Origin of the sequence: Acinetobacter sp. YH16040_T (assembly GCF_024605785.1) — a bacterium.
GTDB lineage: Bacteria > Pseudomonadota > Gammaproteobacteria > Pseudomonadales > Moraxellaceae > Acinetobacter > Acinetobacter amyesii.
The window spans coordinates 2,283,701-2,307,887 of the sequence record NZ_CP094541.1; the positions used below are offsets into that span (position 1 = coordinate 2,283,701).

The 24,187-nt window shown below is 40.4% G+C and carries 22 protein-coding genes; 8 read left to right on the plus strand and 14 right to left on the minus strand.

All coding sequences use genetic code 11. The features are described 5' to 3' along the window. Positions 1 to 67: 67 nt before the first annotated feature. Both MST16_RS11255 and csrA read left to right on the plus strand, forming a co-directional pair. Positions 68 to 1,348 carry an aspartate kinase gene (locus MST16_RS11255; protein WP_078194395.1) on the plus strand — a complete coding sequence of 427 codons (1,281 nt, stop codon included), beginning with the start codon at positions 68 to 70 and terminating at the stop codon, positions 1,346 to 1,348. A 248-nt stretch (positions 1,349 to 1,596) separates the two neighbouring features. Continuing rightward, a complete protein-coding gene (csrA, locus tag MST16_RS11260) occupies positions 1,597 to 1,851 on the plus strand; it encodes a carbon storage regulator CsrA (protein ID WP_078189080.1) in 255 nt (84 codons plus the stop codon). Positions 1,852 to 1,943: 92 nt separating this feature from the next. On the opposite strand, the gene rnhB is transcribed toward csrA, so the two are convergent. Both rnhB and MST16_RS11270 read right to left on the minus strand, forming a co-directional pair. Then, on the minus strand, positions 1,944 to 2,513 hold the full coding sequence (rnhB, locus tag MST16_RS11265) for a ribonuclease HII (RefSeq protein WP_111885320.1): 570 nt from the start codon (positions 2,511 to 2,513) through the stop codon (positions 1,944 to 1,946). Between the two features lie 93 nt (positions 2,514 to 2,606). Continuing rightward, complete coding sequence (locus MST16_RS11270; protein ID WP_168379346.1) at positions 2,607 to 2,993, minus strand: hypothetical protein; 387 nt, start codon at positions 2,991 to 2,993, stop codon at positions 2,607 to 2,609. Between the two features lie 212 nt (positions 2,994 to 3,205). Between MST16_RS11270 and MST16_RS11275 the strand changes: the two genes are divergently transcribed. Then, positions 3,206 to 3,763 (plus strand): cytochrome b, encoded by a 558-nt coding sequence (locus tag MST16_RS11275; protein ID WP_180010845.1) that lies wholly within the window; start codon positions 3,206 to 3,208, stop codon positions 3,761 to 3,763. A 52-nt stretch (positions 3,764 to 3,815) separates the two neighbouring features. Here the strand turns inward: MST16_RS11275 and MST16_RS11280 are convergent, their stop codons facing one another. The 4 genes from MST16_RS11280 to yaaA form a co-directional block, all read right to left on the minus strand. Continuing rightward, a complete protein-coding gene (locus tag MST16_RS11280) occupies positions 3,816 to 4,190 on the minus strand; it encodes a hypothetical protein (protein WP_180010847.1) in 375 nt (124 codons plus the stop codon). Between the two features lie 56 nt (positions 4,191 to 4,246). Next, positions 4,247 to 5,248, minus strand: a complete 1,002-nt coding sequence (locus MST16_RS11285) for an adenosine deaminase (RefSeq protein WP_180010849.1) — start codon at positions 5,246 to 5,248, stop codon at positions 4,247 to 4,249. Between the two features lie 66 nt (positions 5,249 to 5,314). Continuing rightward, positions 5,315 to 6,637, minus strand: coding sequence for an NCS2 family permease (locus tag MST16_RS11290; RefSeq protein WP_111885323.1), 1,323 nt, complete (start codon positions 6,635 to 6,637; stop codon positions 5,315 to 5,317). 957 nt (positions 6,638 to 7,594) lie between these two features. Further along, positions 7,595 to 8,377 carry a peroxide stress protein YaaA gene (gene yaaA, locus MST16_RS11295; RefSeq protein ID WP_168379341.1) on the minus strand — a complete coding sequence of 261 codons (783 nt, stop codon included), beginning with the start codon at positions 8,375 to 8,377 and terminating at the stop codon, positions 7,595 to 7,597. A gap of 124 nt (positions 8,378 to 8,501) precedes the next feature. On the opposite strand from yaaA, the gene MST16_RS11300 reads away from it, so the two are divergent. Next, entirely contained in the window at positions 8,502 to 9,128 is a 627-nt protein-coding gene (locus tag MST16_RS11300; RefSeq protein WP_180010851.1) for an alpha/beta hydrolase, read from the plus strand. A gap of 285 nt (positions 9,129 to 9,413) precedes the next feature. Beyond that, on the plus strand, positions 9,414 to 9,938 hold the full coding sequence (locus tag MST16_RS11305) for a hypothetical protein (protein ID WP_180010853.1): 525 nt from the start codon (positions 9,414 to 9,416) through the stop codon (positions 9,936 to 9,938). Between the two features lie 83 nt (positions 9,939 to 10,021). Here MST16_RS11305 and MST16_RS11310 read toward each other — a convergent pair whose 3' ends face one another. The 4 genes from MST16_RS11310 to pheA form a co-directional block, all read right to left on the minus strand. Continuing rightward, positions 10,022 to 10,393 (minus strand): hypothetical protein, encoded by a 372-nt coding sequence (locus tag MST16_RS11310; protein ID WP_180010854.1) that lies wholly within the window; start codon positions 10,391 to 10,393, stop codon positions 10,022 to 10,024. Between the two features lie 112 nt (positions 10,394 to 10,505). After that, the gene (locus MST16_RS11315) at positions 10,506 to 12,755 is read right to left on the minus strand and encodes a bifunctional prephenate dehydrogenase/3-phosphoshikimate 1-carboxyvinyltransferase (RefSeq protein ID WP_180010856.1); all 2,250 of its coding nucleotides are present in this window, start codon (positions 12,753 to 12,755) and stop codon (positions 10,506 to 10,508) included. Positions 12,756 to 12,758: 3 nt separating this feature from the next. Further along, positions 12,759 to 13,850, minus strand: coding sequence for a histidinol-phosphate transaminase (hisC, locus tag MST16_RS11320; protein ID WP_180010858.1), 1,092 nt, complete (start codon positions 13,848 to 13,850; stop codon positions 12,759 to 12,761). 69 nt (positions 13,851 to 13,919) lie between these two features. Continuing rightward, positions 13,920 to 15,029 carry a prephenate dehydratase gene (gene pheA / locus MST16_RS11325; protein ID WP_078194414.1) on the minus strand — a complete coding sequence of 370 codons (1,110 nt, stop codon included), beginning with the start codon at positions 15,027 to 15,029 and terminating at the stop codon, positions 13,920 to 13,922. 570 nt (positions 15,030 to 15,599) lie between these two features. On the opposite strand from pheA, the gene MST16_RS11330 reads away from it, so the two are divergent. Next, positions 15,600 to 16,130 (plus strand): DJ-1/PfpI family protein, encoded by a 531-nt coding sequence (locus MST16_RS11330; protein WP_180010860.1) that lies wholly within the window; start codon positions 15,600 to 15,602, stop codon positions 16,128 to 16,130. A 145-nt stretch (positions 16,131 to 16,275) separates the two neighbouring features. Here MST16_RS11330 and MST16_RS11335 read toward each other — a convergent pair whose 3' ends face one another. Both MST16_RS11335 and MST16_RS11340 read right to left on the minus strand, forming a co-directional pair. Beyond that, entirely contained in the window at positions 16,276 to 17,418 is a 1,143-nt protein-coding gene (locus MST16_RS11335) for an acyl-CoA dehydrogenase family protein (RefSeq protein ID WP_180010863.1), read from the minus strand. Between the two features lie 170 nt (positions 17,419 to 17,588). Then, positions 17,589 to 18,935 carry a dicarboxylate/amino acid:cation symporter gene (locus MST16_RS11340; protein WP_180005246.1) on the minus strand — a complete coding sequence of 449 codons (1,347 nt, stop codon included), beginning with the start codon at positions 18,933 to 18,935 and terminating at the stop codon, positions 17,589 to 17,591. Between the two features lie 408 nt (positions 18,936 to 19,343). Here MST16_RS11340 and MST16_RS11345 point away from each other — a divergent pair, with 408 nt between their 5' ends. After that, on the plus strand, positions 19,344 to 20,342 hold the full coding sequence (locus MST16_RS11345) for a glycosyl transferase family protein (protein ID WP_180010865.1): 999 nt from the start codon (positions 19,344 to 19,346) through the stop codon (positions 20,340 to 20,342). 90 nt (positions 20,343 to 20,432) lie between these two features. On the opposite strand, the gene MST16_RS11350 is transcribed toward MST16_RS11345, so the two are convergent. Both MST16_RS11350 and MST16_RS11355 read right to left on the minus strand, forming a co-directional pair. Then, on the minus strand, positions 20,433 to 20,699 hold the full coding sequence (locus MST16_RS11350) for a YeaC family protein (RefSeq protein ID WP_078189099.1): 267 nt from the start codon (positions 20,697 to 20,699) through the stop codon (positions 20,433 to 20,435). A gap of 2 nt (positions 20,700 to 20,701) precedes the next feature. Next, positions 20,702 to 21,640: an NAD(+) kinase gene (locus MST16_RS11355; protein ID WP_078189100.1), complete on the minus strand. Its 939-nt coding sequence runs from the start codon at positions 21,638 to 21,640 to the stop codon at positions 20,702 to 20,704. A gap of 152 nt (positions 21,641 to 21,792) precedes the next feature. On the opposite strand from MST16_RS11355, the gene mrcB reads away from it, so the two are divergent. Further along, entirely contained in the window at positions 21,793 to 24,186 is a 2,394-nt protein-coding gene (gene mrcB, locus MST16_RS11360) for a penicillin-binding protein 1B (protein WP_180010867.1), read from the plus strand. Position 24,187: the final 1 nt, after the last annotated feature.

The following is a 24,187-nucleotide window of genomic DNA, read 5'->3' on the forward strand; positions in this document are numbered from 1 at the left end:
AAGTGCGGTCTTAAAATATGTGTAAGTGCTTTAAGTCTTTAGACTTATTTACTTGGTAAGGATAGTTATGGCATTAATCGTTCAAAAATATGGCGGTACCTCAATGGGTACTCCAGAGCGCATTTTAAATGTTGCTCGTCGTGTAAAGCGTTGGCATGATCACGGTCACAAAGTTGTGGTTGTTGTATCTGCAATGAGTGGCGAAACCAATCGTCTACTTGCTTTAGCGAAAGCCATTACCGAAACCCCTGATCCACGCGAATTAGACCAAATGGTGTCTACGGGTGAACAGGTAACGATTTCTATGTTAGCAATGGCACTTAACTCTATTGGTGTTGAAGCTAAATCACTTACAGGCCGTCAAGTCGGTATTAAAACCGACAGCGCATTTACCAAGGCGCGTATTGAAGCGATTGATACGGATGTATTGACTTCAAACCTTGACGCTGGACGTGTCATTGTAGTGGCAGGTTTCCAAGGCTTTGATGCCGAAGGTAACACTACGACTCTAGGTCGTGGTGGTTCTGACACTTCGGGTGTTGCATTGGCCGCCGCACTTAAAGCTGATGAATGTCAGATTTACACAGACGTTGATGGTGTTTACACCACTGACCCTCGTGTCGCTCCAAAAGCGAAAAAAGTTGATCGTATTTCTTTTGAAGAAATGCTTGAAATGGCATCACTTGGTTCTAAAGTCCTTCAAATTCGTTCTGTAGAATTTGCCGGTAAATACCAAGTGCCTTTACGCGTATTATCAAGTTTTGATAATGACGATGATGGCGCATTCGACGAAAACTTTAAACAAAACGTCGGGACACTAATCACCACTGAAGCGGAAGACAACATGGAACAACCAATCATCTCAGGTATCGCGTTCAACCGTGATGAAGCTAAATTAACTATTCTTGGTGTACCGGATAAACCAGGTATCGCTTCAAACATCCTTTCACCAATTGGTGATGCCAATGTTGAAGTGGATATGATTATCCAAAACGTTGAAGAAGACGGCACAACTGATTTCACATTTACAGTTAACCGTAGTGAATTATCAAAAGCGAAAGCCATTCTTGAAGCGACTGCACAAGAAATTGGTGCACGTGAAGTTGCAACTCGCGCAGACATCGTTAAAGTATCGATTGTTGGTGTTGGTATGCGCTCACACGCAGGTGTTGCAAGCAAAATGTTTACTGCTCTTGCAAAAGAAGGCATTAATATTTTGATGATTTCGACTTCTGAAATCAAAATTTCAGTGATTATTGATGAGAAATACTTAGAGCTTGCTGTACGTGCTCTACACACTGCATTCGGTCTAGACCGTGAAACAGGTGAATCAAGCGCACGTGCTTAATTAACCTTGCTGTGTGTCAAAATTTGTCATTGTTAGACAGATTTTGAAAAACATCGTAAAAATTCAGAGCCACTATAGTTTTTTTTATAGTGGCTCTGTTATATTAAACCTGAGGATTTTAAAATTTACTCAGTTTGCGACTGTCACAATGATTGTTTCAGATGCACTGCTAAATTTTTTGCTTTTACAAGTTATGAATTTTACATAACAGATCATTTGCAGGTTTTGCATTTTGCAAGGAGAGAAACATGCTGATTCTGACTCGTCGTGTCGGAGAAACATTAATGATTGGAGACCAAGTTAGCGTGACTGTACTTGGTGTTAAAGGTAATCAGGTTCGTATTGGCGTGAATGCTCCAAAAGAAGTATCTGTTCATCGTGAAGAAATTTACCAACGAATTCAACATGAACGCGCAATGCACGAACATCTCCAAAACATTGATCAAGAATATCAGCCATCTTTTGAAGAAACTGATTATTCCCAAAATAACTATAATCGTTAAGATTTAAGTTGTTTAAATGATAAAGCGGCTCATTAGGCCGCTTTAAATTTATCTAGAACATGCTTTTACTATAGACGTTCAACTAAGCTTTATTACTGCCCTTCTAGAACTTTACGTACGGGACCAAAACTGCGGCGATGTTCATCAATCACCCCATACTGCGCAATTGCTTCAAAGTGTGCTTTGGTTGGATAGCCCTTGTGTTTCGCAAAACCATACTGTGGATATTTTGCATCTAGTTCAACCATTTCGTGGTCTCGAGTCACTTTTGCCAAAATACTCGCAGCCGAAATTTCAGGATGAATCGCATCACCACCTACGACAGCATCACAGCTCATCGCTAAACCGGTTGGGACTTTATTACCATCGACCAACACGTGTTCTGGCTGCACACTGAGTTTTTCCACTGCACGACGCATTGCAAGTAATGATGCTTGCAAAATATTGATCTCATCAATTTCTTGTGCAGAACTTTCAGCAATCGCCCAAGCCAAGGCTTTTTCTTGAATCTCAATAAATAACTTTTCACGTTTTTTTTCAGTGAGTTTCTTAGAATCGTTTAGACCTTCAATCGGGTTATTTGGATCTAAAATGACAGCTGCCGCAACAACCGAACCCACCAATGGACCGCGACCCGCTTCATCTGCACCAGCAATTTTCATATATCTCTCACTCAAAATAAAATACGACCCTTAATTTGGATTTGCTAATACTCAGCAATACCACTGTTTGGGTCGTATAAATTGTTCTAAATCTTAGTTTTTAAATGTTTCGATCACGCAAGCATTTAAAGTATTTGTCACGATTTTAGCCGCAAGATTAGCTTGTGAAGTTTTATCCATTGCTGCTACAACCAAATCCGTTGCAGTCACGCTAGTTGTCGCTTTCTCGCCTACACATGAACAAACTTCAGTTTGTAGTTCAGATTTTTGAGTTTCTGTTAATAATTTTGAACCTGTTTTCCAGTAGCTGTTGTTATTTAGCTCAGTCACGCATTTCGCTTGAACACCCACTTTAACCGCCATCATTGCCAAGCTGTTTGCTGAAGTTGTACCTGTAGAACTTGTACCTGTTGTACCAGTCGCAGCACATGCAGAAAGAACAAGCGCTAATGGCGCTAGAACAGCAACTAATTTTTTCACGAATATTTCCTTTGTTCTGTTAATTAACGCGCATATTGTGCCCCAAATCACACACCATCTGATATGACTATTTAAAATAAATTCGGTAGTTGTGTAGTTAATCATCAAAGCCTGTGTTGCATATTCACAACACAGTGTCCCGATTTTAAACGACGCATATTTTTGTGGTCTGTATTAGAATCTGCATAAGATTGGACGCTTAAATAATCAACATGAGCAATAACACACAATACTACACTCGAACAGCTCAGGTCTTACATTGGCTGATGGCGATCATATTCATCGTGGCATGGTTAATTGGCTTTTATAGTGGCAATTTTCTGAGTTATGACGTCGATGGTAGCTTTAAAGGGCAAGTCATTACCCTCCATAAAAATATTGCGACTACGATTATTTTTATGGTGGTGCTACGAATCTTTTGGCGTTATACCCACCCCACACCTGAATTACCTGACAGTATGTCATCCGGCATGAAAACCTTGGCACATTTGGGTCATTTAGCACTGTATTTTGTACTACTGGCTTTACCGATTAAAGGTTGCTTATTTAGCTGGAGTGCAGCTCACCCTGCCCCTGTCCTGTATTTGTTTGAAATACCACGCTTGGTCCAAGATAATCCTGAATTATTAGCCATCGTGAAACCGCTACATATTTGGATTTCTTGGGCAGCAGGCTTGCTCTTAGTGGGTCATATTTTGGCAGCGTTGAAACATCATTTTATTGATAAAGACCATGTGCTCAAAAGTATGACACGACAACCAAAACCCTAATAAAGACAAAATAAAAGCCACATCATGTGGCTTTTATTGTGAGCATCATCTTTTAATTCAGCACTTGCTGAGCACAGCCGCGCATACTATTCAAAACCGCTTTAGAAATCAGTTTATTCTTTTCAGTTTCATTCACAGCAGCAGTCATCAGATCTTTCGCACCGATATCATCCATGGCATGCTCACTCACGCACTGACAAATCGCAGCTTGATTGTCTTTTTTCTGTTGAGCACTCATAAACAACGCAGCACCTTTCCAAATTTTAGAAGTATTTAATTCTTGCGAGCATTGATATTCAATCACGGGCTTTAGCATACGCTGACTTAAACTTGATTTATCTGCAATAGCAGCCGATGAAATCAATACTACGGCTAAAAATGTAATCGATGAGGCAAATATAGAGCGATTTGAATGAGAGAAAAGCATGATTTAAACATAAAAAAGGCAGTGAATATTCACTGCCTGAGATTATACGCTGATTATTAATTCAACGCTTCAATCTTTTTAATCCAAGCTTGTTTTTCAGCATCTGAAATAAATGATGCTTCAAAAGAGTTGATTGCCAGTTGCTTTAACTCTACATTGCTTAAATCAAGCGCTTTGGTGATCGCAACAAAGTTATCATTCATATAACCACCAAAGTAAGATGGATCATCTGAATTGACGGTCACATGCACACCTTGTTGCAAGAGACGGCGAATATTATGCTCAGCCATATCTTTTACCACACAGAGCTTTAAATTGCTCAGTGGGCAAACGGTTAATGGCATTTTCTCTGCAATTAAACGCTGCATCAAAGCAGGATCTTCTTCTGAACGTACACCATGGTCAACACGATTTACTTTCAGTAGATCCAAGGCTTCCCATACGTATTCTGCTGGACCTTCTTCCCCTGCATGCGCAACGATAAGAAAACCTGCTTCACGGGCTTTTGCAAAAACACGTTCGAATTTTGATGGTGGATGACCCACTTCACTCGAATCTAAACCGACACCAATAATTTGATCTTTATATGGTAAAGCTTGTTCTAATGTTGCAAATGCTGCGTCTTCAGATAAATGACGCAAGAAGCACATAATCAGATGTGAGCTAATGCCCAGTTTCGTTTTAGCATCATCACAAGCGCGTTGTAAGCCATTCAAAACAGTTTCAAAAGCAACACCACGGTCTGTATGGGTTTGTGGGTCGAAGAACATTTCGGTATGAACCACATGATCTTCTGCACATTTTTCAAAGTATACCCATGCCAAATCATAAAAATCTTGCTCATGAATCAGTACATTTGCACCTGCATAATAAATATCTAAAAAAGACTGTAAATTATGAAAATTATACGCTTCTTTTAATTCTTCGACTGATTGATAAGGGATTGCAATATTGTTGCGTTGGGCAATTGCAAACATGAGTTCAGGCTCAAATGTCCCTTCAATATGCACATGTAGCTCTGCTTTTGGCAAAGCGCGAATCAGCTCAAGTTGATCCATCTTTTATCCTCATAAAAATAAAAAAGGGTGCAAACTGAGTTTACACCCTTTCGCTATTTGACAGTATTAACCGCCAAATGCAGCAAATTTTAATGCCCAAAGTGCAGCAATAATCCAGACCATATACGGTACAGTTTTCGCTTTACCTGTAAGCAATTTAACTAATGCATAGCTGATGAAGCCCATTGCAATACCGTCTGCAATTGAATAGGTAAACGGCATAAATACAATTGTTAAGAATGCAGGGACTGCTTCAGTAATATCATCCCACTCAATATGAACGATACCTTGAATCATCAACACACCAACAAACAATAATGCTGGCGCAGTTGCAAAACCTGGTACAGACTGAGCAAGTGGTGCTAAGAACAATGCCAAAATAAACAATACAGCAACTACAACTGCAGTTAACCCTGTACGACCACCGGCAGCAACACCTGCTGATGATTCAATATAAGGCGTAGTCGAAGACGTACCCAATGCCGCACCCGCAACAATTGCAGATGAGTCAGCAAATAATGCTTTCTTCAAACGTGGTAATTTACCGTCTTTTAATAAGCCTGCACGGTGTGATACACCGACCAATGTACCTGTAGAGTCAAATAAATCAACCAAGAAGAATACAAAGATTACGCCAATCAAACTTGCTGTGAATAGACCTTCGAAGTTCATTTGCATGAATGTTGGAGCGATTGAAGGAATAGCACCTACAACACCTTTAAATTCGTTGAAGCCCAGTAGGGTTGAAATTGCAGTAATCACCAAAATACTGATGATGATTGCACCACGTACTTTGAAGTGATGCATAACCACAACCATCAAGAAGCCAAGTAAAGCCAACAAGACAGACGGCTGTTTTAAATCACCCAGACTAACCAATGTTGCAGGGTTATCAACAATAATGCCGGCATTTTTCAAAGAAACCAGTGCAAGGAATAAACCAATACCGCCGCCGATCGCCAGTTTAAGCGACATTGGAATCGCATTGACAATCGCTTCACGGATTTTGAACATGCTGATAGCGATAAAAACAAGGCCAGAGACAAAAACAGCTGCTAAAGCAGTTTGCCATTCCACGCCCATACCCAAACATACAGAATAGGTAAAGTAAGCGTTTAAGCCCATACCGGGTGCTAAGGCAATTGGATAGTTAGCAACAAGCCCCATCACCAAACAGCCAATGGCTGCTGCTAGACAGGTTGCGACAAAAACAGCGCCATGATCCATACCCGTTTCGGACAAAATCATTGGATTGACAATAATGATGTAACACATTGTCAAGAAAGTAGTTACACCTGCAATGACTTCTGTTTTGAAACTGGTTTTGTTTTCGCTCAGTTTAAACAGACGTTCAAGCATGTTCTCGGAAGATGGATTAGGAGTCGTCATGACCTAGCCCCTATGAAGTAAACTTTATGCATATAAGCATTCCACAAAATTAATCATGTCATGTATTCATCATTAATTTTGTGTATGCCTAAGCAACGAATATGCCAATTCGGCAGATTGTAGGCTTTAAAAAATCCTATTTTCAACAACATACAACACGGTACAAATGTTGAAATTTGCAAACAAAAAAGCTGCATAAACCTATGCAGCTCCTCTATTTATGTCATTTAATTCGTATTTAATATCAATAAATACTGATCAAATTAATTTCGGCAAATTATAACACATTGATTTTTTAATGTTTCCACATTTTCATCGCTTTTCAATTTAGTAAATTTAAGACATTGTTTTCTTTATAAAGTTTCAAATTATTATATATAAAAATAAAATATCAATATTTAAACGAACACTTCAAGACCATGCTTGAGCTCAATGCAAAAGCAGCAAGATTGATTTTTTTTAGCGCATATAAGGTGATGCGCTCAAATCATCATTGAACACCTGATTAATTTCTTGCTGTCGCTTTAACTCTGCATTCTTATAAACACTAAACCCTAAAAACACAATGCTGAGTATAAAAATTGGTATCAGTATTTTTTTCATAACAAAATTTTATTCATGTTTAAATATTTGGCTATAATAACAAAAAACTTAAACAAAAAAGTGACGTGTTTCACAATTTTATATCTTATTAAGTCATTTAATAAGCTATTTGTTCGATCAATGTTAACTTTGTAATATATTTTAGACTGATAGACAAGATAATAACTGAATGTTTTTTCGAAGCCTTTTCCGCAAACAACCTCAAATCATAGATCATTTCACCTGCGAAATTTAAAGCACGATCAATTTCACAGACCCACCATTACATCTCGAATGAAGAAGATAAAAAAAGCCGCTGAGTTCTAAGCAGCGGCTATTCATATTCTTTTCGGTCTAAGTTTTTCAATTTCGAAATTAAGCGGCTTGTTGTTCGTCTCGCTTAAAGACCAATTCGCCCTTTAAGCTACTCTCTGCATCGAAATAATAACCATCGGTATTGAAGGACTTAATGTCTTCAATACGTTCAATTTTATTTTCCAACAAATAACGCGCCATTAAGCCACGTGCCTTTTTGGCATAGAAACTGATGACTTTATATTTGCCGTTCTTTTGGTCCAGAAAAACAGGCTTGATGATTTCGGCTTTGATTTTTGCTTCTTTTACCGACTTATAGTATTCATCTGAAGCGATGTTGACCAAAATTTCAGAACCCGCTTTTGCCAAATCATCATTAATCAGATTGGTGATGATATTGTCCCAAAACTCGTACAGGTTATGTCCACGTGGGTTTTGTAACTTGGTTCCCATTTCTAAACGATATGGCATCATTAGATCAAGCGGACGCAATAAACCATAGAGACCCGAGAGCATACGCAAATGGGTTTGTGCATATTGAAGGTCGGTATTTGCAAGTTTGTATGCATCTAAACCCGTATAAACATCACCTTTAAAGGCAAAGATTGCTTGGCGTGCATTCGCAAAATCAAAATCAGGCTGCCAATCTCGGAAGCGTTCAACATTTAATGTCGCAATTTTCTCACTGACACTCATCAAGCTTGAAATTTCACTCGCCGACAATTTACGTGCGACTGAGATCAATTCTTCAGAATGATCTAATAGTCGTGGTTGAGTAAATTTTTCAGTCGGTAAAGCGGTTTCGTAATCTAAAGTTTTTGCTGGAGAAATTAAAGCGAGCATAAACATCCTGATTAATTTTTAATTAAACAAACTATAACAGTAGAGTAATTTCAAAGCCAATCTGTGTTTTAGATAATATTAATCTGTAAACTATAGTCTCTCCCGCTTTCACATTTTAGTAATTATGTCAAAACAAATGTTCATTCAAGGGCCGATGGGTCAACTTGAAATTTTTGTTGATTATCCACAGGGTGAAGTGAAAGGATTCGCGGTAGTTACACACCCTCACCCATTGCAAGGTGGCACACCACAGCACAAAGTCCCTGTGCTTTTAGCACAAATGTTCTTAGAGCGTGGCTATGTTGTCTATCGCCCAAGTTTCCGTGGTTCTGGCCAAAGTGCAGGAATACATGACGAAGGCAATGGTGAAACCAAAGACACTATGCAAGTCATTGAATTTGCTCGTAACCAACATCCGAACCTGCCATTTTATGCAGGCGGTTTTAGTTTTGGTGCAAATGTCATGACTAAATGCTATGCCCTATTGCCAGTAGAATTGCAGCCTGTACAAACTATTTTATGTGGCCTACCAACCACAACAGTTGCAGGTGTGCGTCACTATGTGACTCCGCATATTAAGGGTGATATTTTATTTATTCATGGTGAAGAAGATAATGTCACACTGTTATCTGACTTGATTCAGTGGGCCAAACCACAGCGCCATTTAATCACGGTTTTACCAGGTGCAAACCACTTCTTTACAGGTTATCTAAAACAGCTTCGTATCGCGATTTCACGCTTTTTAGTATAAACAATACCAAAAATGAGTCAGCTTAACTGGCTCATTTTTCTTGCCTAGTGACCGCTCTATTCCCCACCCATATTTCAGATAAATTCACCTACAGCACTTCGATTTATCCATCTTTTTAGTGCATTGGCCATCATTATCTATTCAACATGTAATGACCTAATTCGTCGCTAGTTTAATTTTTATTACGCAACATTTTTTTTATCGAAAAACCAATTATTTACTTGTTTATATGACCAACTATAGAAATAATACCCAGAAAAATTAAGATAAAATTTAGAGGGAAAAATGAAATATATTGTTGCTGTGATTTTAAGTCTAGGCATTGCAGCTTTGGTCTATTATTTTAATTCAACCCCTTCCACAACGACGAATTTGCCATCGTCTACAGTTGCAGCGAACGATGGTCCCAAAGCCTATTTGACTGCGTCATACAAGATGAATGTCGATGGTCGTGATTTTAGCTTAAAGATGGTCTATGACTTTCCCAACAGCCAAGTGTGTGAAGCCCAACTCAACAGCACTGACACCATGAATATGATTTCAACCTTTAAGCAACGCTGTTCGAGTGACTCGGTGTGTAAAGAAGCAGATATTTCGTCTTGTTCATCTTTTACCGATCAAAAATATAAAGATATGCTCGATAAAAACTATCATGACACCCATTATATTTATCTTAGCGATAGCAAATTGACTGATCAACGTGGTGTGATTGTGTTTTGGGGACTCAATGAACAAGAGTCAGAAAAAATGTGTGACTATGTGAAAAAGAGCAATCGAACCATTAATCCAATCAATATTGAATGTCTATAACCTTGTTCAATACATTCTGTTAAAAACAAAAAAGCAGCGCTATGCTGCTTTTTTATAGATGATTTTTAATTCAATTTTTCAGTTCATTTCGTCATTTGTTTCCATTGAAACTCACTATACGAGTCTTCTTCTTTTAAACTGTTTTCGACCGCTTGAGCCAATTGATTCAACAAACTTTGCTCAGTAATACGATCTAACCAATCTTGGTCTTCATCTGGATAAGAGGTAATTTCACAGACTAGACGACCTGATTCATCCTGCCCCTGACATGTCACTGAAAGTGGCAATTCATGTTGATCGACACTGACTGCAATCTGATCACCACTTTGCGATAACGTTTGAAAGCCATATTTCTCAAGCTTACTTGCTAAAAACTCAGCCACTTGAGTTTGCGTATCAGCACTGCTTTCAACTCGATTTGAATCGCTATGGGCGGTGAATTGTAGTTTTCTCATGTATCTATCCAAAGACATTCTTGTTGTATGGTTTTAGCATAAGCAATTCAAACCAAACAGCCAAGCATTTGCTTGGCTGTTGTTGAATAAATATACAAATTTAGTGAATTATTTATTCACTTACCACAATCGTTAAACCGGCTTGAATCGCTAGCTCTGTAAATGTCGGGAAGCTGGTCGCAACAGTTTCTGTACCCACGATATTAATTTCACCCGAAGTACGTAAACCTGCCATTGAGAAGCTCATTGCAATACGGTGGTCATGATGTGATTCGATTTGACCACCTGTGAAGATTGCACCCCACTCACCCGCTTTGCCTTGACCTTCAATGATAATGCCGTCCTCGGTTGGCGTACAATCGATACCCATAATTTTTAGGCCATCTGCCATCACTTGAATACGGTCTGATTCTTTCACTCGAAGTTCAGCTGCACCAGTCAAAATGGTTTGACCCTCTGCACATGCAGCAGCAATAAATAACGCTGGGAATTCATCAATCGCCAATGGCACTTGATCTTCTGGCATATGAATGCCTTTGAGTGTACGTGAACCACGAATACGAATATCTGCAATCGGCTCACCGCCAGCGATACGTTCATTTTCAACAGTCAGGTCAGCACCCATCTGTTTTAAAATTTCGATCACACCTGTACGTGTTGGATTAACGCCGACCGCTTCAAGTGTGACATCTGAACCTTCAGTAATCGCTGCACCCACCATAAAGAATGCTGCAGATGAAATGTCAGAGGGTACTTGAATGTCCGTACCGACTAACTTGCCGCCACCTTGAAGTGAAATGCGGTTGCCTTCTGTTTTCACGTCATAACCAAATGCACGAAGCATACGTTCAGAATGGTCACGTGTCGGTTCTGGCTCAGTGACAACAGTTTCACCTTCCGCCCAAAGACCTGCCAACAAAATACCAGATTTTACTTGTGCAGATGCCATTGGTAAGTCGTAGTGAATACCTTTCAGGTTTTGACTTCCGGAAATAGACACGGGCGGCGTACCACGCTCACCTGTAGTTTGAATTTGCGCACCCATTTCACGTAATGGTTTGGCAATACGTTCCATTGGACGTTTTGATAATGACGCATCACCCGTCATCACCGAATCAAACTTCTGTGCCGACAACATGCCTGAAAGCAAACGCATTGAAGTGCCTGAGTTACCCATATACAAAGCGCCTGCAGGTGCTTTTAAACCATGCATGCCTACACCATGAATGGTGACTTCGCCATTTTTAGGGCCTTCAATACTCACTCCCATATCACGGAATGCTTGGAGGGTTGCCAAGGCATCTTCACCTTCAAGGAAACCCGTGACATGCGTTGTGCCTTCTGCAATAGCACCAAACATGATAGAGCGATGTGACACAGATTTATCACCTGGCACAGTAAATTTACCTTGGAATTGCTTTGGACCCGGTAAAATTTTGAATTGCTGTGTCGTCACTTTATTTTTCTCCATCAGTGGTTTCTTTGCGAGCATGTGATTGAAATGTTGACGTGCCGCTTGTGCATGCCCCAACAGTCCCATCAACGCTTGTGAGTTTTCATCTTCAATCAGTTTACGAAGAATAGCCAATTGTTTTTCAAAGCCATCTACCGCATTTAAAATTGCCTTTTTATTGGCAAAAAAGATGTCATGCCACATATGTGGGTCGCTTGCAGCAATGCGTGAGAAATCACGAAAACCGCCAGCGGCATAACGGAAAATATCTAGATTATCTTCTCGGTTCGCAAGTTGCTCAACCAAGTTAAATGCCATCAAATGCGGAAGATGACTGGTATGGGCCAACACTTCATCGTGTTTTTCCACATCCATGCAAATCACTTCCGCTTTGGCAGCTTGCCACAATTGAATCAGTTTCTCTACAGCCCAATCTGCACTGCTAGGTAATGGTGTCAAAATCACTTTGTGATTAGCAAATAAATCTACCTTACCGGCATGCACACCTGTTAGTTCAGCCCCCGCAATCGGATGCCCCGGTACAAAACCAGCAGGTAATTGCTCACCATAAACCGCTTTAGCTGCATCAACAACATTGCCTTTGGTACTTCCAACATCGGTAATAATCGTCTGTTCGGATAGATAAGGTTTGATCGCTTCAAGGACTTTTTGTGTCGCACGTACAGGCAAAGCCAAGACAACGAGATCTGCACCTTTGACCGCTTCAGCAGGATCGCTATAACCCTGCTGAATAAGCCCTAAAGCTTTTGCATCTTCTAAAGTTTTTTGTGAACGCGTAGACGCCACAATTTCCTTAGCCAATCCTTCAGCAATCATGACACGAGCTAGGCTTGAGCCAATCAGTCCAAGCCCAATAAAAGCAACTTTTTCAAATAGTGGCACAGACATGACTTAAGCTTTAACCTCTAAGCCCAAAACTTTAGCCAATGCCGCTAAGAATTTAGCATTTTCAGCTTCAGTCCCAATTGATACACGTAAATGCTCAGGGATACCAACTGGACGAACAATCACACCTTCTTTTAATAAAGCATTGAAAGTCTGTGCAGGATCTGCTTTTACATTTACTAAAATGAAGTTGGCACGTGAAGGCACATACGCTAAACCTAAAGCATCAAAGCCTGACTCAAGTTGAGCCATACCCGCTTTGTTCACTACGCGTGATTTTTCAATAAACGCTTCATCTTTAAGTGCAGCAACTGCAGCCACCATCGCAAGATGGTTCACGTTAAATGGTTGACGAATACGATTAAGGAAATCCGTCACTTCAACTGAAGCCAAAGCAAACCCAACACGTAGCGCAGCCAGGCCATAGCACTTAGACATGGTGCGGCTCACAATTAAGTTTGCGTATTGATCTAAGAATTTCAAGCTGTTGAAGTTTTCTGGGAAATATTCCACATAAGCTTCATCTAAAACCACGATCACATTTGCAGGTACTTTTTGCATGAACGCTTCAAATTCAGCTTCTTCAAACCATGTACCTGTTGGATTATTTGGGTTCGCAATAAAAATTAATTTAGTATTGTCTTTAATTGCCGCAGCCATTGCATCTAGGTCATGTGAAAAACCTTTTGCAGGCACTTCAATCGCTTCAGCATTAATGGCTTGTGTCACCAGACCATACACAGCAAATGCGTGTTGGCTATACACCACAGAGTCTTGCTCTGAAACAAAAGCACGAGCGAAAATTTCTAGAAGATCGTTTGAACCATTGCCCAACGTAATGCGGTCATGTGCAATACCAAATTGTTTTTCAACTTGGTCTTTCAAAATAAAACCGCCACCATCCGGATATCGACCAATTTCTGCAAGTTCAGCAGCAACCGCTTCTTTCACTTTGTCAGAACAACCCAATGGGTTTTCATTTGATGCGAGTTTTACGATATCTGTAATACCCAACTCACGCTCAAGTTCACTAATTGGTTTACCTGGTTGGTAAGGCTTTAGCTTTGCAATGCCTTCATTGGCTGGGACAAACGTCATTTTACACTTCCAGTTTTTTCAAATGATGAAGGTGATCAACTCCTGATGGAATTGATCACAGTTGTGATCTTAAAGAACAGCAATCGGATATGAACCCAATACACGAATTTCTTTAACCAATGGACGAATTTCTTCAATTGCCGCTTTCACGTTTTCTTGCTCAACATGACCTTCCAAGTCCACAAAGAAGACATAAGCCCATTTTTCAGGCAAGGCAGGACGTGTTTCAATACTGGTCAAACTGATATTGTGTTTTGCAAATGGTGCAAGAATTTCAAGCAACGCCCCTGCACGGTCATGCGCAGAAATCAACAATGAAGTTTTATCATTGCCCGATTGCGGTACTTTCTCACGACCAATCACCAAGAAACGAGTAGTATTTTCAGGATTGTCTTCAATATTGCTATGCAAAATTTCAAGGTTGTAAATGTTCGCAGCGACTTCAGAAGCAATTGCTGCTGAGTGCCATTCATTGCGAATACGGCGTGCAGCTTCTGCATTTGAACTGAGTGCAACACGTTCTACACCTGGATAATGAGCATCTAACCAACCACGGCATTGCGCCAAAGTTTGTTGATGTGCATAAATCTGTTTAATGCTGTCTTTTCGTGTGTTTTCAGACACTAAGAATTGGTGATGAATACGCAGCTCCACTTCACCAATAACATTCAGATGTGAAGATTTGAAGCAATCTAGGGTATGGTTCACTACACCTTCAGATGAGTTCTCTACAGGCACAAGACCATAGTGCGCACTGCCTGCTTCTACTTCACGGAATACTTCATCAATCGTTGGAAGAGGGCGAACAACAGCGTCTTGACCAAAGTGTTTCAACACCGCCGAATGTGTATATGTCCCAACTGGACCTAAGAACGCAATACTTTGCGGTGCTTCAAGAGCTAAACAAGCCGACATGATCTCACGGAATAAACGTGCCATTGTCACATCAGACAATGGGCCTTCGTTACGATCCATAACTTTACGTAAAACTTGCGCCTCACGTTCAGGACGATAAAACAATGGATTCTCTTCTGCAGCAAATTTTGCTTTTGCCACAGCTTCAGCTAGTTTCGCACGACGGTTGATAAGTTGTTGAATCTGCATATCAACAGAGTCGATATCTTCACGAATTTGAGCTAAGTCCAGAGAAGTCGGAGTGTTTTGATCATCGTTGATCATTGTTATGTCGCCCTTCAAAAAAATTTTGCAAACAGTATAACAATAGTTAGCTTTCAAATGTTGCGCAATACGACTTTGATGGTTTCAGCCTTAAAAACAGACAATTGATTAAAGCTTCATCAGCTTAACTTAAGAGCCAAAACAGCCAAACTGATAGGTAAAGCCATAATTAAGGCAAATCTTACCTTTTGACGGCTTTATTGATCATTCATCTTGAGCAGCACAATAAATAGACCTTCTCTTTTCCTCCAAATTTGCATCAGATCCATCCCCTTATAAGCCCATCAATCAATTTGTTTCATTGGTCATTTCATTTTTAAATTTTGCTTTCAATACTTGAAGCAAAAGAAAAAATTCAAAACTTGGCTTTCATGGCATAGAAATAATTTAAAACTTAAAGATGATCTATATAAACACTTGGTCATTGATCGTTTTTTCAGTGACTTAATAGGCACTTTCATCTAGTGTTTACAGTCATTGACGCATTTATTACAAAAGACACAGGTAATTTTTTTCATTGCTTTGTAGTCTAAATATCAGAAAAAAAATAACAGACCCATAGGTACAAGTATGCACAAGAAAATTGCAGTGTTAGTGACCTACGATTTTGAAGATATTGAGTACCTTGAGCCTGTGGAGGCCTTTCGAGCCGCTCGGCACAGCATTATCAATATCGAAGATCAGGTTGGAAAAATCGTTCACGGCATGAAACGACGCTCCCAGATCACCATTGATCAGAGTATCGATGACGCCTCTGTGCATGATTTTGATGCCTTGTTTATTCCCGGCGGTTATTCCCCAGAGAAACTCTCTTTAGATGACCGTTTTATCTATTTTGTTCGTAATTTTGCAGATAGCCAAAAGCCGATCTTAAGCAGTTGCCATGGTCCACAGTTGTTATTAGAAGCTGGTGTCATACAAGGTCGCCATTTCGCCCAATCTGAAACGCTGAAATCTGCTTTGTTAAACGCAGGTGTGGTGGTGTCGGATCAATCGGTCGTGAATGATAATAACCTGTATATATCGTCGCGTAGTACTTCAGATACGTCTGAATTTATTGAAGTCTGTCTGCAAGTTTTGGGGCAATCTTCATTGTCATAGGTCTCAATATATTCACTCAAACTCAACCACATAATCTAATTCACACACGCAAATCTATAGAAATACATCGTCTCTATAGAAATACATCCTAAAAAAAATAGCGAAGTCTTCACTTCGCTATTTTAATTTCAGCCTGATAAATTGTTTATCGACCTAAAATACTTCGTGCCACGATTTCTTTCATAATTTCATTGGTGCCACCGTAGATTTGCTGAATACGTGCATCAACAAAGAAACGTGAAATTGGATATTCGGTCATATAACCATAGCCACCAAATAATTGAAGTAGATTATGGGCCACTTTCATTTGCATATCGGTAGAAAAGCTCTTGAGTGCTGCTGCAGTTTCAACATCAAGTTTGCCTTGCATATAAAGTTCAACATTTTGATTATAAAATGCCGCTGTAGCCAATTCGTCAATCTTAGCCTGTGCCAAGACAAAACGAGTATTTTGGAACTGTGCAATTGCCTGCCCGAACGCTTGACGCTCTTTAACATACTGCGTTGCTACATCAATGGAACCACGAATCGCACCAATTGCAGTCGAGGCAATTGCGGTACGTTCACGCGGTAACTCTTGCATCAAGTAAGCAAAGCCTTGTCCAGCTTGTCCCAAAAGTTGCTCTTTTGGCACTTTGACGTTGTCATAAAACAACTCTGACGTATCTTGCGCATGCAGACCAATTTTGTCGAGGTTGGTACCTTTCTTAAATCCATCCAAATGGGTATCGACTAAAAGTAATGACACGCCTTTAGCACGTGCTTGTGGATCAGTTTTCGCCGCCAATACCACTAGGTCTGCATGTTGACCATTTGAGATAAAGGTTTTCGAACCATTGAGAAGATAATGATCGCCCTGCAAAATTGCACTACTGCGCATAGACTGTAAGTCTGAACCTGCACCCGGCTCCGTCATACCAATGGCACCAACCACTTCACCCGTGACCATTTTCGGCAACCAATGTTGTTTTTGTTCTTCTGAACCAATGTGCAAAATATACGGTGCTGCAATTTCAGAATGGCATGAAATACCTGTCGATAATGCACTAAAACCTGCGCGCGCAGATTCTTCAACTAGCATCAGTGAATAATGCGTTGGGACGCCATAGCCGCCATATTCTTCAGGCACATCGACACATAAAAAGCCATTTTCACCCAAGGCATTCCATACTGAACGCGGCATAATGCCTTCACGTTCCCATTGCTCATAATGTGGTGCGACATGCTCTGCCATAAAACGGCGAAAGTTATCTCGAAATAATTCTAAGTCTGCATCATAAGCCAGCATGTGTTTCTTCCTTGGTTGAGTTTGTTGTTTTGTTGAACTCCATCCTATTGCAGTTTAGAACAGCCGTCATGCCTAAAAACTAAAGCGTTCAAATTTGGCTTTGACCTTGCATTAAAAAAGGAAGCCGAAGCTTCCTTTTTAATTACATCTTTTACATCACAGCATCAGCGTTATGCATGATGTGCATTGCCTTCTTCTTGCATCTGACGGTCAATTTCTTCAGGATTTGCTAAAGCAAAATCCAGTTTTTCTTTGTCTAATTGACCCACCCATTTCGCAACCACAATCGTTGCCAATGAGTTACCGACAAGGTTGGTTAATGCACGTGCTTCTGACATAAAACGGTCAATACCAAGAATCAATGCCAAACCGGCAACAGGAATATGACCCACAGCAGAAAGTGTTGCAGCCATTACAATAAAGCCTGAACCCGTCACACCCGCAGCACCCTTAGATGAGATGAGTAGTACCAACAACAACGTGATCTGATGCGAAATATCAAGCGGCGTATTGGTCGCTTGTGCAATAAAGATCGCCGCCATAGTCAGGTAAATAGACGTACCATCTAGGTTAAATGAATAGCCTGTTGGAATAACCAGACCCACTACAGATTTTTCTGCACCTGCAAGTTCGAGTTTTTTCAACATACGTGGCAGTACAGATTCTGAAGATGACGTACCTAGTACGATCAAGAGTTCTTCGCGAATCATACGAATCATTTTGAGGATACTGAAACCGCAAATACGTGCAATTGAGCCAAGTACAAGGAAAATAAACAGCAAACAGGTAATATAGAAGCAGATGATCAACTGACCCAATTGCGCCAAACTACCGATACCATATTTACCAATGGTATAAGCCATCGCACCGAAGGCACCAATTGGCGCAAGCTTCATGATCATGTTTACAATGTTAAAGAATACATGTGCAATTTGATCAATAAACTTCAATACAGGCTTACCTGCATCACCAAGTTTATGCAATGCAAAACCAAATAATAAGGCAAATAATAGAACTTGAAGAATCTCACCCTCAGCAAACGCACCAACAACGGTGTTTGGGATGATATTCATAAAAAATTCTTGGGTAGATTGTGCTGCACCAGATTCAACATATTTAGAAATACCTGCAGTATCTAAAGATGCTGGATCTACGTTCATGCCTACACCAGGTTTTGCAATATTAATCACTGCAAGACCGATAATGAGTGCGATGGTCGAAACGATTTCGAAGTATAGTAAAGCGACCCCACCTGTCTTACCCACAGATTTCATGCTTTCCATACCTGCAATACCACTTACCACGGTACAGAAGATCACAGGTGCAATAATCATTTTAATCAGCTTGATGAAACCTTGTCCTAGTGGATAGAACAATTCACCCCAGCCTTTTACGTATTGCTCGGTACCATTGATAATTTGCGTGCCACTTGGTGAGAAATGCCCCACCAAAACACCCGCAATAATGGCAACGATCACTTGAAAATATAGTGACTTATAAATTGGTTTTTTAGCCATGACATTACTTCACGATATATTTCTGCTTCAAAGAAATATTCAGTTTTTGTCTATTTTCAAAAAATAAACAGCCCAAAACCCCTTTGTCTTCGACAAAAGAGCACCAAAGGTATTTGACTTAGCCAAATACAGAAAAACGAAATATGTATGGTGATTAAATAATCACATCAGGACCTGATATAAAATCAGCGCATTGATCAGGAGATGAAACACATACTAAAGTAGGTTAAATTTTACCTGTTTTTTAAGGGCTTGTTCTGCCACAAATGTTAATTTCGGTTAAATAATAGACCGAGTTTATTAGACGATAGTCTAAAGACATCCTTTTTTAAACCTGTTATCAGGCTGAAAAATACCAACTATAGAAGTAAACTATCCTTAAGTCCTAATTTTAAGCCCAGTATTTGCATGAACAATAAACGAAATATTTACAAAGATTTTGAACATCCTTTTGCGCAATTTGTCCGTATCGTGGGTAAAGGCAAAAATGGTGCACGTTCGCTCACTTATGATGAAGCATACCAAGCGTTCAGCATGATCTTAAAAGATGAGGTTTTAGACGTTCAATTGGGCGCTTTCTTGATGTTATTGCGTGTAAAAGAAGAATCTGTCGATGAACTGACAGGCTTTGTCCAAGCCACACGTGATCAGCTCAAGTTTAAAAAGCTTGATGTCGATTTAGATTGGTCATCTTATGCAGGTAAACGCAAACATTATCCTTGGTTTTTATTGGCCGCATTAACGCTGGCAAAACACGGCTACAATGTCGTAATGCATGGCGCTTCAGGTCATACCATTAACCGCCTTTATACAGAACAAGTATTAGAGTATTTGGGTTTTCCTATTTGCAAAAATGATACAGATGTGGAACAGCAGCTTATACAACGTCATTTTGCTTATATTCCGCTCGACGTGATTTCACCAATACTCAGTGATTTAATTTCACTACGCAATGTCATGGGCTTACGTTCCCCAATTCACACCCTTGCGCGTCTGATAAATCCATTTAATGCCAAAGCCACCATGCAAGCGATTTTCCATCCGGCCTATCGTGGATCACACCAACGTGCGGCATTCCAATTGGGTTATCAAAATAGTGCTGTCATTAAGGGTGAAGGTGGTGAATTCGAACGTAACCCCGATGCAAAAACCTTAATTTGTGGCATCAAAGAGGGTGAAATGTATGAACATGAGTTGCCTAAACTGACGGACAACCGTAGTCCAGTCGAAGAAGAACTCGATTTGGCCGTTTTTAAAGCCGTTTGGGACGGTCAGCAGACACATGAATATGGTGAAATCGCGGTCACCGAAACCATGGGAATCGCACTGTATACCATGGGCGCCGTCGCAAGTTTTGATGATGCAATGCAAACTGCCAAAACCATGTGGGCAAATCGTCACGTTTAAATAAGCAGTATGAAGCAAAAAATTTAGGCATGCATCAAGCCAATAAAAAGCCAGCATTAAGCTGGCTTTTTCAATCAGAAAGAAAATAGATTAAACGAAACGAATCGGCTTGAACTCAGGTTCTTCCACATGCGAGTCACAATGCTCATCTTCTTCTTTGGTCCCACGGTCGATATAACCACTACGCTCATCTTCTGGCAAATGTTTAATTTCCCATGCATACACCGCTTGCATACAAATTTGACGTTGTTCTTGAGTCAGCGCTACGCCATTTGGCCATTTACCAATTTCAATTGCCGTTTTTAATCGACCAACAATTTCAGGATCGAGTACGGCAAGCATCTGTTCAATATTCATAATTAATCCTGCTTTAATGAGTCAAAATCTTGGTTCCAGCCTAGCTTGGTACGACATGCCATATAGAAGTCATAACCAGGTGGATGTAATAAGTTGAGCTTAAATGGATGTTTGCGGATATGTAAACTATCGCCTACACCCAATGATACACTGTGTTGACCATCGGCACTGACCATTGGTAAAACACGGTTTTCACGAATCAAAATTTTAATTTCACTTTGTCCGCCCACGACAATCGGACGTGACGACAAAGTATGAGGATGCATTGGCACTAAGGCAATCGCATCCATACTTGGGTGGACAATCGGACCACCACCAGATAATGCATAGGCTGTAGAGCCAGTTGGTGTCGAAACAATTAAACCATCACTGTGTTGGCGGTATACATATTGCCCATCAATATTCAGTTCAAAGTCGATCATATGTACCGATTTACCTGAATGCAGCACAATATCATTTAAAGCCACAGCATCATAAATCGACTCGCCTTTCGAGCGAATTTCCATTTCCAACAAGAAACGTCGGTCTAGCTGAAACTCACCTTTGAGCACTTGATCTAACTTGAAAATCACTTCTGTCGGTTTGATATCGGTCAGGAAGCCCAAACGACCACGGTTCACCCCAATCACAGGAGTATTGTATTTCACCAAGGCACGTGCAGCATGAAGCAATGAACCATCACCGCCGACAACGATCACCAAATCGACAACTTCACCCAATAAATTACGGCTGACCGTCTGAGTATTATTGTAGGGAACCAGCTGCGCTGTTTGCGTATCAAATACAGGATGTAATCCCAAACTCAAAATATGATCGTGGATCAAACATAGGGTTTCGATCACTGATGATTTGTCTGGACGACCAATCAACCCAATGTTTCGAAATGATTTATGTGAAATTTGCACCTGCGCTTTTGCTCCGCTTCGCCTCATTGGTATCATATCACTAACAGAAATGATTTAAAAAAACTTTAAAGTTTCGACTTTAGTGAAGTAGCTTCCAATATTTTGCATACATATAACAGTTTAAATATTGCAAAATACTGAAAAGCTTCGCATGATTAGCAAAATTTCTCAGGGTCTTATCACTATTTATGAATTCTGAACGTGGCATAGGCATAATTGCACTGATTTTTTCGCTGTTGATTATCGGCGGATTTCTCGTGTTCAGCATTTATCTTATTCGTCTAGATAATATTGTACGGGATAAATTCGAAGGTCAACGTTGGGACATTCCAGCCAAGGTATTTGCACGTCCTTTAGAAATTTACACCAATGCGCCTGTAAGCCAAGCAGACCTCAACCAAGAACTGAAACTTTTGGGCTATAACGCTCAAGACAGCTATGCGAAAACGGGGAGTTACGTTACTTCTGGCAATGTGACCTATATCCATACGCGTGGTTTTGACTTTGGTGATAGTGTCGACCCTGAACAAGTCCTTAAAGTGACCTTTGGTGAAGATCAAATCACTGAAGTAAGTGCGACCAAACCTTCAAGTAGTGGTATTGCCCGTTTAGAGCCGATGTTAATTGGTGGTATTTATCCTCAGCACAATGAAGACCGTGTGCTGATTAAACTCGATAAAGTACCTAAGCCTTTAATCCAAGCTTTAATTGCTACCGAAGACCGCAATTTCTATCAGCATCATGGTATTTCCATTCGTGGTACAGCACGTGCCATCGTAAGTAATGTCACTGGTGGTAAACGTCAAGGTGGTTCGACCCTCACTCAGCAATTGGTGAAAAATTTCTATTTATCGCCTGAAAAAACCATTAAGCGTAAGGCCAACGAAGCCTTAATGGCGATGCTGATTGAACTTCACTATGACAAAGATGAAATTCTTGAAGCTTATTTAAACGAAGTGAACTTAGGGCAAAACGGTAACTATTCCATCAATGGTTATGGTTTAGCTTCACAATTCTATTTTGGTTTACCGCTGCGTGAACTAAATATTGCTCAGCAGGCGTATTTAGTCGGTTTGGTTCAAGGTCCGACCCTATATAATCCGTGGAAAAACCCTGAAAGTGCGATTAAACGCCGTAATATTGTGTTAAACAATATGGTGGTGATGGGCTATTTAACTCAAGAACAATATGAAACTGAGTCAGCGCGTCCATTAAATGTCATTACAAAACCAACATTGGGCCCTTCTCGCTTCCCAGACTATATGGATATCGTGCGTCGTCAACTGCGTACCGAATACCAAGAAAGCGATTTGACCAATCAAGGTCTGCGTATTTTCACCGCGATGGACCCGATTGCTCAAACTCGTGTACAAACTGCATTTAAAGAATCTGTGGCACGTTTAAGTAATGCCAATCCAGCACGCTTGAAAGAATTACAAGGCGCGGTACTGGTGTCTCATCCTGAAAATGGTGAATTGGTTTCAGCAGTCGGTTCAACGCAGGACTTTACTGGCTTTAACCGTACAATGGATGCTAAACGTCAAGTCGGTTCATTGCTAAAACCTGTGATTTACCTCAGTGCGATAGAATCAAACCGTTATAACTGGGCGAGTCAAATCGAAGACAGTCCTATCAGCATTCAAAGTGATGGCAAAGCTTGGACACCGAAAAACTATAGTGGTGGCGCACATGGTGTCGTACCAATGGTCGATGCCCTATCAAACTCGTATAACCTCTCTGCGGTACGCTTAGGTCAAGAGTTCGGTATGTCGACTTTTATTAACCATCTGAAAAAGTTTGGTGTGACTTCTAATATTCCAAGCTACCCTTCGATTTACCTCGGTGCTATCGATATGTCACCGATGGAAGTCATGAGTGTCTATGGAAACTTTGCAACCGGTGGCTTCAAATATCCAGTGAAAGCTATTCGTTCAGTGGTCGATGCCAATGGTCGTTTATTAGATCGTTATAGCTTAACGGTACAACCGACTATTGCACCTGATGCAGCCTTTATCTTGAACTACGGTTTACAACAAGTGATGAGTTCAGGGACAGGCCGTTCTGCTTATGCATCATTACCGGCTTCACTTAAACTTGCAGGTAAATCAGGGACAACCAATGATACCCGTGACTCATGGTTTGCAGGTTATTCAGGTAATTACTTAAGTGTGGTTTGGTTAGGTTTAGACAACAACAAAGTTACAGGCTTAACTGGTTCGTCAGGAGCACTTCCTGTTTGGACCAATGTCATGAAGCAGTTACGTCAAAAACCAGTTAATTTACGTCAACCAGACAGCGTACAGTGGCATTGGTTAGACCGTTATTCAGGTAATTTATCTGCACAGCATTGTACAGGTGCGATGTATATTCCTCTGTCGCGCAACTCTATTCCAAATCAAGCGACGGCATGTGGTTCGACACAATATGAAGTAGAACCTTACACAGTTGATACTGAAGAGACGCAGCCAACTCAGGAACAAAATGATAGTTTAGGTGACTACATTCGTGAAAGTGATGTCGATAATGATCAGGGTTCATCTGATCAACCTCGCATCATCTCAAGTGGAGAGTATACAAATTAAA